Raw genomic sequence first — 17,831 nt, 5'->3', positions numbered from 1 at the left:
TCCACCTCCCGAAAGCCTGGCCATGGCAGACCGCCTGGACAGCGCTGTTCGACCGAGTCAACGACCCACCGCCCGTCCTCGCCGCCTGACCATCCAGCAGCCACCGCTGCGCAACCAAGGACACCAAATGGAACACCCGGACAGCGAGGTCCGGCGGATCCTCACGTCCTGGCAACCTCACACCCCAACGGAAACGACCACCTCAACCCCGGCCAGCCGATCGGTGGATCGAGGCTAAGCCGCCTCGCCCGAACTGCGCCTTGCTCGGCCGCGCCCGCACGCCTGCTACCGGCCCGGAGCGCGACCGGGCTCTGACCGCCGGGGCTTATCGCGGTCAGGTACCACGAACTGGGCTTGCCGCTCGGTATCGACGCGCCTGGCAAAGCGCTGCGCTTCGGCTTCGGCTTCGGCGCGACGCCTGCGGATAAGCTGCGCGGCCTCGCTTACGGGAAGTGCTTCGATGTGCGCAAGGTCGCGGCGCAGGGTTGCTGCGCGTTGACGCCATTGTGCCAGGTGGTTCTCCGGCGAACCCTGAACGTAACGGGCAATCCCAGGCTGCGAGTTGAGTCGTCGTCTCAGCTCATTGCACTCATCCAAGTGTCGGTTTACTAGCTGCCGTTCGGCGGCGCGAGCGTCCTGGGCTCGCTGACGTGCGTCGATCAGGCGCGAGTCTTCGCCAGCGCGCTGCTCGGCAACGGCTTCAGCCCACCGCGTCACGCTCTCGGCTGTCTGCGCCACGGTGCCCCAGCGTTCGCGCGCCGCCTGCTCGATGGCTCGATGTGCGGCGGCGGCTTCGTCTAGCTTGCGAGCAGTCGTGTGTCTATTGAATCTGCGCGCCGAGCGATGCGCAGCCGAGGCGTCCCACATCGCAGAACGGGCGGCAACGTTCTTGTCACCATCGCGGGTCGCCTGCTCGAAGAGCGGCTTGGTCACCTCGGCGTGCACCTGCGCGACGTGAGACTCAGCCACGACGACTGCTGCTTCGTATTCTTCTTGCTCGTCGCGGTGAGCCCGTCGTTGCTCCGCCAACGTCGTGACGACCTGTTGCCATCTGGTGATCTCGTGATCGGCGTGTTCGACGGCCGCGGCAAGCCGCGCGCGTTCGGTGTTGACGAGTCTGACCGGACCGTCGTTGGTCAATCCGGCGACGACGGCACCGGCTGCCTGAGTGGCCACGGCCAGACCCCGGTCGGCGCGATCGCGTTCCATCGCCGCGGCGAACTGCTCACGTGCCTCGTCGAAGTTCTCGGCAACGATGTGGAGGACGTTCTGGCTCCGGCCTCGGGTCATACCGACGTAGACGCCTGCCGCGTCAAGGCTGTCGGACAGGATCGTGTGCGCCTCACTCACGGTCGCGCCTTGGACGCCGTAAGCGGTCGAGACATAAGCCAGGTGCGCATGTTCGCCCACATACTCGCTGGGAAGGGCAGCTGTGTGTTGACGTTTCCTACCGTTTCCGGTCTCAATGACCCACAAGGCGCCGTCGTCGCCGACGTGTTGGACGATCCACGTCTGCCGGTTCGATACCCGCAGGTCTCGATCATTGCGGCGGGTCTGGATCACATCACCCACGCCAATGCTCAGTCCATCGCTGCCCGTGACAGTGCGGGCGTCATCCACCTCGCCGCGTTGCACACGCTCGGCGCGGATGCGTTCATTGAAGGCACGCACCTGGTCGTTGGTCGCAACCGTGATTGCGTCGTCTTCGTCGGCTGTCGTAGCGATATGCTCGCGCATCGCCTCGTCGTTCCCGTGCAACCGGATGAGGCCGAGTGCATGCAACCGGTCGAGTAGCACCGCCGGGTTCGTGCCTGTGCGCATGTGCAGGGTGAGGTCGGCGTATGCGGCGTCGGTGAATCTGTGCACGCCCGCCATGTCAAACGTGGTGCCGCGGATGTGGGCGGCCATGTCGAGCACGCCGCCACGCCCGACCGCGGGCAACTGTGCACGATCACCCACCAACGCAACAGTTGCGTCCGCTTCGGCTGTGACCGTGAGGAGGGCGAGGGCGGTGTCCTGGTCGAGCATGCCCGCCTCGTCCACGATCACCCGCTCCCCGGCGGCCAACCGGGCCGCTTCGGGTCGGCCGTCATAACGGAGTCCGGTGTCTGGGTCGGTGTCGCCCGGGCCGAGGCGGGTCCAGACGCCATCGTCGTTCCATCGCCACCCATGCGCGTACACGAGCGCGGCCACAGAGTCAGCGGCCACGCCGAGTTCCTGCTGGGCGACGTCGGCGGCCTTCTTCGTCGGCGCCACGACTCGTGCCTGGCGTCCTTCACGCTGGGTAGCTTCGATCGCGACCCTGAGCATGGTGGTCTTGCCTGCACCCGCAGCACCCTCCACGACCACGAGCGGATCGGTCGAGGCAACCGCAGCCGCCGCAACCGTCTGCTCCTCGTCCAGACCACGCCTAGCGGCAAGGCCCGCCACGTCGGGACGCCTCGGCTCGCGCTCGGGCAGACGAGCGTGCAGTAGATCGCGCAGCTGCGTCTCTGCGTGCACCACGCGCAGGCTTGTCAGGTGTGCGACGTGATCGGGTTGCACGTCGTCGGGCGAGAGCACAGAGAAGCAGTAAGCGGCAGCAAGGCCAGTAGTCATGGTGATGAACTCCCGCAGCTCTCCCGGCGTTGCGCGAACGCCGGCCTCGTTGGTGATGCGGGTGACGTGATCTTGGATGGTGTGCCGTGTCCACGTCGACGCGCTTGCAGCGCATCGGTCGAGTGCACGATTGGCAACCTCCTGCACTCGCAGGTCATCGAGCGATGCTGGAGCCGATTTCGCCTGGTGGGTGAGCGTGGCTGGGTCGTATCCGGCGTCGACGAGTTCCTGCTGCCACCCCATTTCATCGGGGAGCCTCCGCGGCTTCTTGTTGGGGCGCTCGTGTGCCCACGCTGCCGTGATCATGCGTGACCGCACTACCGGACCAGGTTCCCCACCGGGATGTGCTGCCTCCCATTCGTCCTCCATCCGGGCGAGGTTTCGCTGCACTTGCTCGGCTCGCTTGCTCATCACCGCGTTGAACGGTTCCAACTCCGCAACCTCACCGGTTACCGGATCGAGGGAGAGACGGTGATGCTCCAAAACGCCGGCCAAGCCGGGGTGCGCGGCAAGGACGGCGGTGCCCAATGCGCGGATCGCGCCCTGCTGCTTGAACAGCGCCGCCGTATCTAGTGCCCGCCACTTGCCCGCCGCCCATACCCGGGTGCCGATCTGGAAGTGGACGTGCCGGTGCGGGTCACCCGCCCGCGAGGTGCGGTGTGAGACCGCCACGGTCTGCAACTGTTCGACCGGCGCTACTTCCTGCCTGCCTCGCGGCCCAACCCGCGTCACGGAATGCTCACCCAACCAGCGGCGAATCTCGGTCACCGCGTCCCGCTGTGCGACGTCCAGCGCGTCGGAGACATCCGGATGCAGCGCAGCTGCGATCGACAAGCTCTTGGGAGTGTTGATGACCATCTCCGCGAACCGGGGCGAGCCCTGCCGCCCCTCGCCAGGTAGGCGCGGCCTGCCCATCGACTCGCCGGAGAGGGGGTTGATCCAGTCCACCCAGTCGGCGTACTGCTTCGGTGTCAGGCCGCTCTCGCCGATGAAATCGCTTCCGCCGTCAATGACGGCAAACTCCGCCAGAGCGGTACCCACTTCCAGGTAGTACTCGTCGGCCTGCGAACGATCCGATTCGAGGTAGCGGCGCGCGGCGCTGCCCGCGCCGCGAAAGAGGATTACGCCACCCTTCACCGCTGGCCTCCTCGCGTCCTCGTGAGGAAGGTGCGCAGCGGCTACCGCGGGTAGCATACGTCCATTCGAATCCAGGACAGCAGGCCGAAAGAAGCCAGAGAGGACGGACAGGCCCTCGGCGAGGCGACAGCCAGGACCAGGAGGATCAAGGCAGCAATGCGAGTGGCTCTGCGGCGGCCGAGGCGACCGTGGCACGAGAGCGCTCAGAGGCGACGAGTGGGGTCAGGCCATGCTGAACATGCCTGGAGACAAGAGCGCAAGGCGGTGCCCCCGATTGCCTGCTCTCACGCAAATAGTCGCAACAATGGCGTGAAAGGGTCTGCGGCGTTTCCGCCCTTGCGGACCGTGTTCCGGCGGGTAGATCGTTTGAACCATGCGTAGATGGGATCTCCTCACAGACGGTCAGCTACGATTGTTGCGGCGTATCGCGGGTGGTGATGACCTCAGCGGGGTTGAGAGCATCCGAGACCGTGCTTCGGCTCGGGCGTTACAGCGTCGCGGGTTAGTGGATGTCAGCCGGCGCGGCGGGTGGCGAGCTGTCGTCACTGATGGGGGCATGTTTTATCTCGACAATGGTCATCACCCGGACCGTCCTGACGCCGCCAAACGACGGCGGTCGGCGGCGCGAAAGCCCGGCCGCGCGAAGGAGGAACCGGCGACGGGTCGTGCTTCCGACGCAGAAGCTGGAGCCCAGTGGGGCTCGCTCGTCGAGCGGGCCACCGAGTTGCTTGCTCGTCTTCGCCGGGACGGCGGGACGATTCATTTGGAAAGTCCCGACGAGGGCGCTAGAGGTCTGTATCGACGCCTCATCCACGCCTGCAAGCAACACAATCTGGTGCCGACCGGCTTCCAACTCGTCTACACCGGGCGTAGCCGCGGCGATCTGATCATCCGGCTGTTCGAGAGCGGCAGCCGCGATGAGACTGATTGGAACCGGATCCGGCTGAACGTTCGCCGCGTCACCATCGACCCCGAGCTTGTCGCCGCCGCGTTAGAGAAGGACTTCTTTCCCAACTGGCACGTTTCGGAGGCAGTGTCACCACGTGCGGTGAATGTTGTCCTCGCTCTACGTGACGAGGCCAGACGCCGTGGGCACCGGATTGGGGTGAATACCAAGACGAAGCCACCCCAGTTGTTTCTACAGGCAGGCTCGGTCCGCCGAACGGTTAGCCTCGACGAGGAACGCGACCAAGTGCCACACGTTTTAACTGACGCCGAGCGCCGGGCACTGCGTCGGAATCCCTGGCCACGACCACGCGAGTTCGACTATGTGCCGTCTGGTCGGCTACGGCTCCGGATCTCGCGCGCCAGACGGAACGATCCTGACACGTGGGTCGACGGTAAACGCAGTCCTCTGGAGAAACAGGTACGGCAGATCATCAACGCGTTTGAAACAGGTCTAGCCGCTGATGAACAAGCCCGACTGCAAGCAGAACGTGAGGCCGAGGAACAACATGCCAGATGGAAACGCGAGAAGGAAGAGGAACGTGCCCGCTGGGAAGCCGCAATGGCCGAGGCCCGCATCCAGGCCACAGAAAAGCTACGTCAAGACACCTTCCGGAACGCCTACGTCTCCTGGATCGCCGCGCAGGAGATCCAGGCTCTCTGCACCGCGCTCGAAACGACAGCATCCGGACTAACCATCGAGGAACATGCGAACCTCACCCGATGGATCACATGGGCACGCACAACAGCCGACCAGATCGATCCCAGCCGCGGACCAACGACACTCGCCGCGGTCAACTTCGACATCGATCCTGGACCCGACGACCTGCGCCCGTTCCTCGGGGAATGGAGCCCACACCGCCCCGAGCGCGACTACTACCGGACCGGCGTCAATTCCACACGCCAAGATCACGGCACACCGCCACGGCCTTGGCACCACGGCATGCGCGGCAAACCAAGCTGGTGGCGTAACGCTGGATAGGACGACACACGCTCAAGCCAGAGGCAAATTACATGCGTGAGATACTTCACACGTGAGCGACGTTGACCATGGAGCCAAGGAGACGCGCCGGGGATGGAGTGCACCGAGCGTGTGGGCTCGAACGGACAGCTTCGGTAGGAACTCGGTCAAGCAGCTCATCGTGCCGGCAAGCACATTTCAGCGCGTCGTCGGTGTCGATGGCCGGCTTCAGGTGGGGAACAACTACGGCCGCTGGCCTGCGGCGACACCTGATTCGCCACTGAGCCGCGACCTGCTCTGGGCTCAGCTACCTTTGGGTGCTCAGGCCGATGATGTCGTTAGCCGGGCCACATGGAACGTCCCCGTCACCGTTCCGCGTGTCGCGCCAGCGGAGGTCACGGAACGCTACCGTGATGCCATCGGTTTCACCGAAGGCGGCCCCGAAACGCCTGGCCTGCGCTCGCCCCAGCTTGGGGCGCTGCACGCCGTTCTCGGCTACTGGACTACCAAACGCATGACCCCCGCGACGGTGGTCATGCCCACGGGCACGGGCAAGACCGAGACCATGCTGGCCCTGCTCGTGGCGGCCCGACCCGAGCGACTGCTCGTGCTGGTTCCGTCGGACTCGCTTCGTGAACAGGTGGCAGCGAAGTTCGAGACACTCGGCGTGTTACAGGAACTCGGCATCGTCTCAGCCTCGGCCCTTCGACCAACGGTGGGACGGCTGTTGCATGGGTTCACTGCCACGGAGACGGCCACGGCCTTTGCCCAAGCGTGCAACGTCATCGTGGCCACGCCATCGGCACTGAACGCCTGCGCGACAGACGCTCTAGAAGCGTTTCTCGGGGCATGCTCGCATCTGTTCATCGACGAGGCACACCACGTCGCGGCCCGTACCTGGTCGGAGGTCCGCCAAGCATTCGACCAGAAGCCAGTGGTGCAGTTCACCGCCACGCCTTTCCGCGAGGACGGCAAGCACCTGCAAGGCCGCAGCATCTACTCCTTTCCGTTGCGTGAGGCCCAAGCACAGGGCTACTTCTCAAGCATCAACTACACGGCCGTCATCGACTTCGACGACGTCGACCAAGCGCTCGCCCAGCAGAGCGTGGCAAGGCTCCGTACCGACCTCGCGGCCGGGCACGATCACGTGCTCATGGCCCGTGTCCGCGGCATCGACCGGGCCAAGGCGATCCTGCCGCTCTACGAGGCGATCGCCCCGGACCTGGCGCCGGTCATCATCAACAGCCAGATGCCGAAGGTTCATCAGCGCGATGCCTTGAAGGCCCTGCACGAGCGCACATCGCGGATCATCGTCTGCGTCAACATGCTGGGTGAAGGCTTCGACCTGCCCGCGCTCAAGATCGCTGCCGTGCACGACCCACAGAAGAGTCTCGGCGTAACCCTGCAGTTCATAGGCCGGTTCGCCCGCACCTCGACATCCGGCAGCTTCGGCGAGGCGTCGATGTTCGTGGCGCGCACGGAAATCGAGGCCGACAAGCGCCTACGCGAGCTCTACGCCGAGGACTCGGACTGGAACCTCATCCTCCGCAACCTGACCGAGGCCGCGGTCGAGGAGCAGCAGGCTGTCAGTGACTTCGAGGAGGGCTTCACCAGCCTGCCGGAGGAGGTAACGCTTCGTAGCCTGCTGCCCAAGATGAGCACGGTGGTCTACCGCGCACCGTCGAAGCGGTGGGAACCTCAGCACATCGTCGACTTCTTCGGCGAGGAGAACCTGCTCACCTCTCCCATCGGCCTCAACGCCGACGCCGGGGTCGGGTGGTGCGTCGTCGAGCGCCGAACCGAGGTCCGCTGGGGCGATCTGAAGACCATCGAGGAGGTCTCCTACCAGCTCTACGTCCTCTATTTCGACCGTGATCACCAGCTTCTGTACATCAACAACTCGGCCAACGACGGCGTCTTCGAAGACCTTGCAGCCGCCGTGCTGGGTCCCGGCGCCGAACGGTTCACCGGGTCGACCGTCTACCGCGTCATGGCCGACATCGAACGCCTCGTTCCCACCAACGTCGGCGTCCTCGACGCCCACGACCAGTTTCGACGCTTCTCCATGCACGTCGGCTCTGACGTGACCGCAAGCTTCTCGCAGGCCGAGGCCGGCACCAAGTCACAGACCAACATCTCCGGAGGCGGCTACCGCAACGGCGAACACGTCAGCATCAGCGCCTCGCTCAAGGGCCGCATATGGTCCCATGCCACTGCCACCAGCCTCAAGCACTGGCGCGACTGGTGCGACACCATCGGCGAGAAGCTCCTCGACGACACCATCAGCATCGACAAGGTTATCGGCCAGTTCATCCTCCCCGAGAGCCTCACCGGGCGACCGGAAGGCGTGCTGCTGGCCGCCGAATGGCCTTGGCTGCTACATACGCTCCAGGCCGACCATGTGCGCCTCTCCTACCAGGAGAAGATCCACGAAGCCGTCTACACCGATCTCGTGCCGGACACCGAGTCGACGACCGGACCGTTCCGGTTCACCGTCAAGACTGGCAGTTGGCAGGTCACCTACGAAGCAACCGTCGAGAGAGGACGACTGCGCTACCGCTGTACCGGTGAGGAAGAGATCACCGTCGTTCGCCCACGATCGGAACTGCCACTCAGCGATTGGCTGAACGACAATGGGCTCCTCTTGATCCTCGACGACGACCGCATCATCGAGGGCGACCTGCTGTACAAGCCGACCTGGGACCGACCGCCCTTCGACCCGTCCCAGCTGACCCCACTCGACTGGGCTGGGACGACGCTCACCGTCGAGTCCCAAACCATGGACAAACTTGCCGACTCAATCCAATTCCGCGCAATCGCCGACCTCAAGGCCGAGACAGAGCCGTGGGACATCATCATCGACGACGACGGCAACGGCGAAATCGCCGACGTCGTCGCTCTTCGCCTCGACCACGAAGGACTGCTCATCCGACTGGTGCACTGCAAGTACTCGCGTGGCGTCGCCCCCGGTGCGCGCGTCGCGGATCTCTACGAAGTCTGCGGCCAGGCACAGAAATCGATCATCTGGCGTCGCAGCGACCTTCGTCCATTCTTCCGAGCTCTCGAAGCCCGTGCCCGACAGAAACAGCGCCGAACTGGCGTCAGCCCATTCGAAGTCGGTGACATCAAGAAGCTCTACGAGCTGCAGGACAAAGCCCTGGTACTCCGACGACGAATGGAGATGGTGATCGTCCAGCCAGGTCTATCCGCCTCGAAAGCCACCACCCAACAACTCGACCTGCTGGCTTCAACCCAGGCCTACCTGAAGACCACCATCAATGCGCCGCTTGCCGTCTGGTGCAGCGGCTAACGTCCTGCGGCACGCGGGGTCATCGGTCACAACGGAGATCATCATCCGAGACAGACGTCCGGACCCGGCACCGCCGCGCAGGGATGCGACTACCATCTCTCGTGCCTCGGCAAGGAATGGAAAGTAAGCCTTGACGACAACGACGATCGCAACGGCCACCTCGCCTATGCGCATCTTGACTCTTCTTCCGATATGTCAGGTTGCCGGCGGACCCAGGAGCTCCTTGATGCCGCTGTCCAACCGCAGCAGGTCCGGCGTTCCGTTGAAGCTCCGGATGGCGGCCATCAGGCTTCGGTCGGTGTTTGCTCGTGAGCTTGGGTCCAGCGCTCGAAGTAACGAATCGTCGCGAACTCAGAGGATAGATACGACACAGCCGCCGTAGCCGGAACTACCGACTGGATGCGCACGACCTTCGGGCAAACTTCAGGCGTGCTCTGACATCTCGAAACCTTCGCTGCCGTCGAGAACCGCCTGGATGGTCGTTCGCAGATGTCGTGCCATTGGCCCTGGGACACTATGGACGACGACCTGCACCCCTTGATCAATTAATTGCTTAACGTACCTAGCGGTTACCCAGTTGTCGCTTGTGTGGTCGTTCAAGTGACCATGTACATGAACACTCTCGCAGCCCGCGCAATCTGACGTGAAAATCTCCCGCTCATGCTCATCACTGTCACGCAAGTTGATTGCGCATGGGTCGTCCGAGTAGCCGAGTTGCACAGCCGAGCAGATCCAATGACTCGTTTGCTCTGAGAACCTGAAGTTGAGTTGAACCCGACCTTGGGTTTCGTCGGCGAGCATTTTGACAGCGTCAACACCACCGTGGCCCCTCGTCTCCTCCATGAGACTCTCCAAGCCATAACCGGTCAACGACGTGTACTCGACCGAAACGCTCGCGGACGAGCTCACGATCCGAAACGTGCGAACTCCCTCGTAGCGATGAGCATTAAGTAGGAGCTCAAAAATAACATTCTCGGCCACCACGCAATCGGTTCGAGTGAGGACCTGACTCACGCCGACATCCGCAAGGAACTCCCGTGTCAAAGCGCCGATGCGGGCCTTAGCTTCCGTCTCATCATCAGGCGTACCGATCGTTTGTTCATGTGCGAAGAACCTTGACCGTCCTGGGCGTGTGACACCGTCTTGTCTGAGGCGTGCCAGCTCTTCCGCTCGAGCTCTCCACGCCTTCAGCAGCCCGACGGTGTATCGCGAGTGGTTTGTATCGACCAGGTCAGCATGTATCTTGCAGAGCCAGATCCCATTATCAAGATCCTTGCGCTCTTGTGAAGTCAACGAAGCGTCGTAGCGCGGCCCGTTGGCAGACGCGGCCGTTATGTGAGCAGCGTTCCCAGTGCGCACGACACCCGAGGCGGAGTCCTCAGAAGGTCCGACAGTTTGGACCTGACAACCGGGATTCGAACAGAGGTACGCGACCCTTCCAGCCAGTGTGTGCCTTGTCGCCTGAGTGAAATCGTCACGACCCGCGGAAGCTTGCGCTGAAGTCATGTCTGCATTCAAGCACCGTGCGAGGGCGCTTGCCACTTCTCCCATTCCGAAGGCCCACCACTGATGACGCTCACCGAAGTTGGCTTTGGCGCACACTTGGTGATCGTGTAGCGGAGAGTCGCGTCCAGCCTGTTCAGACGGTGAGCAGGATGCGTTTGCGGAGTAGGTCGAAGTTGGTTCTCCCGTCCATCGAACGTTTGGTCCGTTTGATGTTCTTGGTCCGCAATTCCGACGTCCGCACCCGTGTCCGCTGATGTCCGACCTGCTGCGCGACGGCGGCTTCCTGCCCGAAACTCAAGCCGCCCGGTCTGGATGGTCGTCCTCGTGAGGAGCCAGCGTCTCCAGTACCGAGCCGGCGCCGGGTTCACGATGCTTGGCTCTTCCTCGATGTAGTGGTGTTTCGTGACATCGGGAGAACCGTGACCCAAGAACTCCGCGGCTGTTTCGGCATCGGATGCGCGCGCGATCGTCGTCGCGCCAGTTCGCCGGAAGCTGTGGGGCGTGATCTCCAGATGCTCTAACCCCGCGTCGGCGAGCATCTTCCGCAGCGTCCGTCGCGCGTTGTACGGGGCCAGCGGCGTTCCCTTTCGGGTGAAGAACAACAGGTGGTCGTCGGGTTTGTCCGCAATCCGGGCGAGGCGACACCGGATGACCTCCGCCGTCCATTCAGGCACCGCAACGGTTCGACGCGACGAACTAGTCTTCGGATGGTCCTGACGAAAGACGGGTTTGCCCTTCACCACGATCAAGGTTCCCGCCACAGTGACATGCATCGGCGAGACGTCATCGTTGACATCGCACTTGCGCAGCGCCAGCGCCTCCCCGATGCGTCCACCGCCCCCAAGCATGACTTCAACGAGGTCGCGCACCTGCCCGTCTGGCTTCGGCCCACTCAACGAGCGACCAATACGCCACTCGCGCGCGGCGCGCCGGACCGCCGCGACGTCGTCGGGCGTCAGCGCCTTCGGCTGCTGCTTCACGCGCTTCAGCCGCCCGGTTCCGGCCACGGGGTTCCGCACAACAGCGTCGTGGCGCAGTGCGAAGTTGAACATCAAGTTCAGCACCACGCGGGAATGCCGGGCACGCGCATACGAACGCAACGCCTGCTCCCGGAGGAACCGATCGACCCGTCCAGTGGTCACCTCCCGCAGGAGGAAGTTCTTGAACGTCGGCAACACGAGACTGTGGAGTTCACGGCGGTAGACATCCTTGGTGCCGGCCGCAAGATCGGTTCGCATCTGCACGTCTTCGAGCCAGGCCGCAGCGAGCGTTGAGACCGGGCTCTCAGCGTTGAGGGCGTGACCGTGTCCGGGGTCGGCACCACGTTGGGCGAGTTTCTGGCGCAGGGCCGCCTTCGCCGCGCTGGCGCTGGTCGCGGTGGCGGTGACCTTGCGAACCTCGCCGTCCCAGTCGCGGTACCGGGTCTCGGCACGGTAGCTGCCGGCACGCCTTCTCGACACGCTGATGTCTCCGTAGCAGCCGATCTCCAGTCGACTCCGCCCCCGGTTCACCGGCCAGCTCCGTCGTCGCCCTGCCGACGTGCCTCGTCCGCGCCTTCAAGCTCCGCTAGCCACTGCTGAATCTGTGAGACGCGGTAACGCAGCTCACGGCCGACCCGGAATCCGCGCGGGCCACGCCCAGCGTGGCGCAGGTCATGAATCGTCTGGACCGGCACACCCAGGTGTGCGGCCAACTCTGAAGTGGTGAGCACCGGCTCTAGACCGGCCACCGGATGAGGCGAGCGATCGTTCATACGAGTCAGGTGCACAAGCGGCCCCGAGCCGAACCGAGGCACGGCAAGCACACCTGAATGTCGTGGACGATGAACCCGCAGGCGTGCCTTAAACCGCCGACTTTTCGCCGACTGACGCATCAATTCGTTCCTTTCCAGGAACGAAAAAACCCCTGGATAACCAGGGGTTTTCGTGGTAGCGGGGGCAGGATTTGAACCTGCGACCTCTGGGTTATGAGCCCAGCGAGCTACCGAGCTGCTCCACCCCGCGTCGCAAGAACAATGCTACGTGACGACCCCGCTTACACCAAATCTGCACTTAAGCAGCAGCGACGGACCTTGTCCGGTGACCGGTCCCGCGGCAGCTTCCCGGACACTTCGCCCCCGCACAAAGCGGCTGGCCGTCTGATCACCGATGTTCGGCGGTCAGACGGCCAGCGACCTCTAGAACTAGACCCCGAGGGCCTCAGTCCTCCTCAGACAACTCCGCGGCACGGTTCAACGCCTCTTCGAACCGATCGAGTGCGTCGCCGTAGTCGCCCCAGCGTCCGTCGGCCTGGGCTTCCTGGGCGTCTTCCCATGCCTGCTGCGCCTCGGCGATGGCTTCGGCCAGGTCACCCGTCGGCGCCGGAGCGTCGTCCTGGTCCTCGTCCTCGTCGTCGTCCGGCAACCGCTGGTCCTCGTCGGTAGCGTCCTCGTCATCCTCGGGCGGCGTCGGCTCGTCTTCAACGGTGCCGTCGTCGGCGACGCCGTCTTCATCGACCTCCGGAACCGCATCGTCCTCGATCTCGCCGATCTCGTCCGTCTGCACACCGGAGTCACCGCGGAAGACCTCGTCGAGCGCCTCCTGCAAGCTGGCGGCATACCCGATCTGGTCACCGAAGCGGACCATGACCCGTCGCAGCAGCGGGAAAGCAGCGTCGCCACTGGCTCGCACCGCGTAGACAGGCTGCACATAGAGCAGACCGTCACCGACCGGCAACGTCAACAGGTTGCCGACGCGAACGTCCGCGTCACCGGCCCGCAGCAGCGACAGCTCCTGGGCGATGTTCGGATCACTCTCGAAGGCGTTGGCGACCTGGCCCGGACCGTCGATCTGGGTATGGCCAGGCAACCGCAGTGCGGTGATCTGCCCATAGTCGTCATGCCGCACATCGGCATTGACCACCATGAACGCCACCAGGTTCTGCCGGCCACGCGGGGTGTACGTGGTGGTCAGCGAGAACACGCCTTCGTCGGTGCCGGGCAGCTGGATCGACTGGTAGTACGGCGGCTGGTCGATCTCCAGGCTGGACGCTGGGTCGTTCGGCACGATCCAGCGGTCGGTGCCCTCGTAGAAGGTGAACGGCTGGGTCACGTGGTATTGCTCGAGCAGCCGACGCTGCAGCTTGAACAGGTCCTCCGGATACCGGAGGTGGTCCATCAGCTCGTCGGAGATCTCCGACTGCGGCGTGACCGAGTCGGGGAAGACGGCCTTCCAGCTCTGCAGCACCGGGTCGTCCGGGTCCCACTCGTAGAGCGTGACCGTGCCGTCGTAGGCATCAACCGTCGCCTTGATCGAGTTACGCACATAGTTGATGTAGTCGTCCGGCTGAGCGGCCAGCGCCGGCCGCGCGGTGCGGGAGTCGCTGGTCGCTTCCTCCAGCGAGACTCGCTGCGAGTACGGGTACGAGTCCAAGGTCGTGTAGGCGTCGACCACCCACACCAGACGGCCGTCGGCCACCGTGGGGAACGGGTTGGAGTCGACGGTCAGCCACGGGGCTGCCTTCTCGACCCGCTGGCGGGGATCGCGGTCGTACAGGATGACCGACTCGTCGTTCACCCGGTCCGACAGCAGGATGTTGGCTTCCTGGAACTTGGTGGCGTACAGCAACCGGTTGAAGAAGCTTCCGATCGGCACGCCGCCTTCACCGTCATAGGTGTTGCGCCGCTCACCGCCGCTCTCCGGGTCCTCCGGAATGTCGTACTCGACCGGGTCGACCCCTTCGGGAGCGCCGACAATCGAATACTCCGGCGAGTTCTGCCCGAAGTACACCCGGGGCTCGTACTCACCCAGCACACCACGCGACGGGATGTCTTCCTCGGCCCAGCGCGGCGAGCCATCGATCTCACTCATGTTGCCGTACGCGGCCACCATGCCGAAACCGTGGGTGTAGACCGTGTGCTCGTTGACCCAGTTGCGCTGGCCGTCGGGGATGCCGTCGACGGAGATCTCACGAGCCGACACGACGACGTCGCGCTCCTCGCCATTGATCTCGTAGCGGTCGACGTTCGCCGGCTCGGCGAACGAGTAGAACCCACGAACCTGCTGCAGCTGCTGGTAAGCCTGCGGGATGACCGAGGGGTCCATGAGCCGGATACCGGGCACGGTGCCGGCGTCGTCGGCGAGCTGGCCGGCCTCGACCGTGGTGGTCGCCTCGTAAGACTGGATCTCGACGTCGGCGATGTCGTAGGCATGACGCGTCGCCTCGATGTTGCGCTCGATGTACGGCGCCTCGCGGTCGGCCTCCGTGGGGTTGACCTGGAACTGCTGCACGATGAACGGCCAGAGCCCGCCCAGCAGCACTGCCGAGAGCACCAGGAGCCCGGCCCCGATACCGGGAAGGGTCCAGCTGCGCTGCCACACGTTGACGAAGAACAGAACGGCACAGATGAGCGCGACGAAAATCAAGATCATCTTGGCCGGCAAGAGCGCGTTCACACCGGCATAGTTTCCACCCGTGAACAGCGGATTGTCGTCGATCACCAGCGCGTACCGGTCCATCCAGTAGGCGACCGCCTTGAGCAGGATGAACAAGCCGATGAGCACCGACAGGTGAGCTTGCGCTGCCGGGCTGACCTTCTCGCCGGCTGTCTGCAGCCGGATGCCGCCGTAGATGTAGTGCGTGACGGCAGCGACGATCAGACCCAGGACCACGACACCGAAACCGAAGCTGAGGACGAACCTCCACCACGGGTAGGTGAACGCGAAGAACCCGATGTCGATGTTGAATTGGTGATCGGTCCGGCCGAACGCCCCGCCGTTCATCCACAGCTGGAACGTCTGCCACTGACCCGCCGCGCTGGCACCAGCGATGATCGCGACCAAAACGCCGGCGGCGCCGAGCACCCACAGCCGGATGGGGTCGATGGCCTCCCGGTAACGGTCGAGGCTCTGCTGCTCGACGCTCATCGGCCGATAGCTAGGACGCAACCGGTAGGCGATCAAGCCGTTGACAATGACGGCGATCGCCATGACCAGACCGAAGACGGTGAACAGACCGATCCGGGTCACCAGTTGGGTCGTGAAGACATGGGTGAAGTCAATTGACTCGAACCACAACCGTTCGGTCCAGAAGTTCACCGTCAGCAAATAGGCAACGGTGAGAACCGCAAGGACTAGAAGAGTAGGAACGAGGGCGCGTGGACGGCGCGATGGGGCCGGACCTCGCGCAGGACCGGCTGGCCGGGGGAAGTTCTGGCTCACGCCCCGAAAACTATCTTACGGTCGCACCGGTTTTCGAACCGGTACGCACATCCAAACCGGATCGTGATGTCATCACGTCATCACAGTGACATGGGAGCATGCAACTATGAGCACCAATCACATCGAGCCATCGGACGCCAACCAGCCAACCTCTGCCCTCGTGCAGGCGGTGACCGACATCGAGCAACATGTCCGGGAAGGTGGTTGGGACCAGCATCCGCGCCTCTATGCGCTCGCCCCCACTGAAGAACTGGTGGAGCGCGAGCCCGGACTCGCCAATCGGCTGGGGCTGAAACACGAAACCATCGCCGAAGGCGCTTTGACACCGATCGAACAGGACGTCTCAGGTGGCTCGCTCGAGGAACTCCTGCCATCCATCAGCTGGCCCGACACCGTAAGCGGATGTGCCATCGCGCTGGAGCGCATCGTGCTCCCGCCAGGCGCCGAGGAGCACGTGCCCGAAGACGACGACGCCGCTGTGCGCTGGGCGCAGACACACCCGAAGCGCACCGATGTGCGCGTGGTGGTGGGCGTACTGCGGGACGGCTCACGCATGTCGGTGATGCGAGTCCGGGGGCACGAGGACGACGACGAGCTGATCCGGGATGCCGAGCTGTCCCCCGAGATTGGCGACGCGCTGGCCGAGACCCTGACCTAGGGCCCTGACCTGCTCGGCTCAGCAAGTCGGCAGGGAGGCGCCGTCGCCGTTGTTGAACGTCTCGATCGTCTCTATGGCGTCGCTCAGCGTCTCCACCGGTGTCACCTGCATGTCGCCGCCGTTGGCCTCGCCGGCTTCGTCGCAATTCGCCACCGGAGCGAGAAAGAGTTCGACTCCTGCCTGCCCGGCCGCGGCGATCTTCTGCTGGATTCCCCCGATGGGTCCCACCTCGCCGTTTCCGGTGATCTCTCCGGATCCGGCGATGTGTGTGCCGGCGACCAGTGGCTCCTCGGTCATGGTGTCGTAGATCGCCAGCGCGAAGATCATGCCGGCGCTCGGACCGCCGATCCGTTCGTCGATCCCGATCGAGATCTCCACCGGGTACTCATAACCCCAGTCCGGCGCAAATCCGACGAGCGGCCGGCCGTCGTCCTCGGCCGGCTCTGTGCCTGCCGTGACGGTGATCTCGTCATCACCGCGGCGGAGCACGAATTCCACCGTCTCACCCGGCTCGCGGTCCTGGACGATCTCGGCCACCTCTGCCGGCTCGGCCACGTCCTCGCCGTCTACCGAGACGATGACGTCGCCGGGTTCCAGAACACCGTCGGCGGGTGAATCTTCGAAGACGGTGACGACGACGATCCGCTCCGGAACGTCGTAACCCAGCTCGCGCAATGCGGCGACCTTCGCACTCTCTTGGGAACGGGCCAGCTGGCGCGCGCTTTGCTCACGCGACTCTTCGGCGGTCTCGTCATCGCGATAGACAGTGCTACGCGGAACCACGGCGCGATCACCATCGAGCCAGGCACGCAGCACCGTGATCAGGTCGAGTTCGGTGTCGGCCGACGTCACGCCCACCGTGGTCAGGTCGAGCGTGCCGTCGGTCTCGAACGTCTCGACGCCCTCCTGGATCTGGACCACCGGAGCGTCGTTCCACTCGCCGAGGGTGTCCTCCATGGGCCCGGGCGAGTAGACGACATACGGCACTGGCAACAAGGACGCGAGCGCGACAAGCGCGACGACGAGCGCGCCGGCGACGGAGAGGGTGACAGAGCGACGGGTCACTCGACCCAGCGTACGGCGTGAGTCACCGGCTACGGTGAGCCCACCCACTCCGAGGTGCCGTCACCGAACATCTGGTGTTTCCAGATCGGCACCTCCCTCTTGAGGTCGTCGATCAGTTTCCGGCAGGCGGTGAAAGCCTGGTCACGGTGGGCGGCCGACGCCGCGACCACGACGGCCAGATCGCCGATGCCCAGAGCGCCCACCCGGTGCACCGCGGCCAGCGCCTGCACCGGCACCTCAGCCGCCACCGCTTCGGCGACGCGCCGCAGCTCTTGCTCAACAGACGGATGAGCCTCGTAGCCGAGGTTTTCCACCGTTCGATCCTGGTCTACGTCGCGAACCGTGCCGATGAACACACACGTGCCCCCCGCGCCGCGGTCAGCCACGGCAGCGATGACCTCGTCCACCGAAAGGGGCACCTCACGCACCCCGAGCAGCCTGATGACATCCACG

General features: G+C 64.4%; 10 protein-coding genes and 1 tRNA gene. 3 read left to right on the top strand and 8 right to left on the bottom strand.

Going from position 1 to position 17,831, the window contains the following annotated elements:
- Positions 1-285: 285 nt before the first annotated feature.
- The gene (mobF, locus tag F7O44_RS28745) at positions 286-3,735 is read right to left on the bottom strand and encodes a MobF family relaxase (protein WP_222851801.1); all 3,450 of its coding nucleotides are present in this window, start codon (positions 3,733-3,735) and stop codon (positions 286-288) included.
- Between the two features lie 835 nt (positions 3,736-4,570).
- On the opposite strand from mobF, the gene F7O44_RS28740 reads away from it, so the two are divergent.
- Both F7O44_RS28740 and F7O44_RS28735 read left to right on the top strand, forming a co-directional pair.
- Entirely contained in the window at positions 4,571-5,662 is a 1,092-nt protein-coding gene (locus F7O44_RS28740) for a hypothetical protein (RefSeq protein ID WP_162453772.1), read from the top strand.
- Between the two features lie 52 nt (positions 5,663-5,714).
- Positions 5,715-8,951: a DEAD/DEAH box helicase family protein gene (locus tag F7O44_RS28735; protein ID WP_162453771.1), complete on the top strand. Its 3,237-nt coding sequence runs from the start codon at positions 5,715-5,717 to the stop codon at positions 8,949-8,951.
- A gap of 423 nt (positions 8,952-9,374) precedes the next feature.
- Here F7O44_RS28735 and F7O44_RS28730 read toward each other — a convergent pair whose 3' ends face one another.
- From F7O44_RS28730 to F7O44_RS28710, 5 genes are all read right to left on the bottom strand, one after another.
- A complete protein-coding gene (locus tag F7O44_RS28730) occupies positions 9,375-10,244 on the bottom strand; it encodes a hypothetical protein (protein ID WP_162453770.1) in 870 nt (289 codons plus the stop codon).
- A 221-nt stretch (positions 10,245-10,465) separates the two neighbouring features.
- Positions 10,466-11,917 (bottom strand): tyrosine-type recombinase/integrase, encoded by a 1,452-nt coding sequence (locus F7O44_RS30825; RefSeq protein ID WP_162453769.1) that lies wholly within the window; start codon positions 11,915-11,917, stop codon positions 10,466-10,468.
- A 47-nt stretch (positions 11,918-11,964) separates the two neighbouring features.
- Positions 11,965-12,210: a helix-turn-helix transcriptional regulator gene (locus tag F7O44_RS28720; protein WP_162453768.1), complete on the bottom strand. Its 246-nt coding sequence runs from the start codon at positions 12,208-12,210 to the stop codon at positions 11,965-11,967.
- 173 nt (positions 12,211-12,383) lie between these two features.
- Positions 12,384-12,460, bottom strand: a tRNA-Met gene (locus tag F7O44_RS28715).
- Positions 12,461-12,655: 195 nt separating this feature from the next.
- The gene (locus tag F7O44_RS28710) at positions 12,656-15,655 is read right to left on the bottom strand and encodes a UPF0182 family protein (protein ID WP_162453767.1); all 3,000 of its coding nucleotides are present in this window, start codon (positions 15,653-15,655) and stop codon (positions 12,656-12,658) included.
- 106 nt (positions 15,656-15,761) lie between these two features.
- On the opposite strand from F7O44_RS28710, the gene F7O44_RS28705 reads away from it, so the two are divergent.
- Positions 15,762-16,313, top strand: a complete 552-nt coding sequence (locus F7O44_RS28705; protein WP_187361704.1) for a PPA1309 family protein — start codon at positions 15,762-15,764, stop codon at positions 16,311-16,313.
- 18 nt (positions 16,314-16,331) lie between these two features.
- Here F7O44_RS28705 and F7O44_RS28700 read toward each other — a convergent pair whose 3' ends face one another.
- Positions 16,332-17,378, bottom strand: a complete 1,047-nt coding sequence (locus tag F7O44_RS28700; protein ID WP_162453766.1) for a S16 family serine protease — start codon at positions 17,376-17,378, stop codon at positions 16,332-16,334.
- 29 nt (positions 17,379-17,407) lie between these two features.
- Positions 17,408-17,830 (bottom strand): molybdenum cofactor biosynthesis protein MoaE, encoded by a 423-nt coding sequence (locus tag F7O44_RS28695; RefSeq protein WP_162453765.1) that lies wholly within the window; start codon positions 17,828-17,830, stop codon positions 17,408-17,410.
- Position 17,831: the final 1 nt, after the last annotated feature.

Source organism: Phytoactinopolyspora mesophila (assembly GCF_010122465.1).
GTDB classification, from domain to species: domain Bacteria; phylum Actinomycetota; class Actinomycetes; order Jiangellales; family Jiangellaceae; genus Phytoactinopolyspora; species Phytoactinopolyspora mesophila.
This window is presented reverse-complemented; position numbering and strand designations above follow the sequence as displayed.

Coding starts and splice junctions, on each gene's coding strand:
- F7O44_RS28705 (WP_187361704.1), top strand. CDS start 15,762: ATGAGCACCAATCACATCGAGCCATCGGACGCCAACCAGCCAACCTCT.
- F7O44_RS28720 (WP_162453768.1), bottom strand. CDS start 12,210: ATGAACGATCGCTCGCCTCATCCGGTGGCCGGTCTAGAGCCGGTGCTC.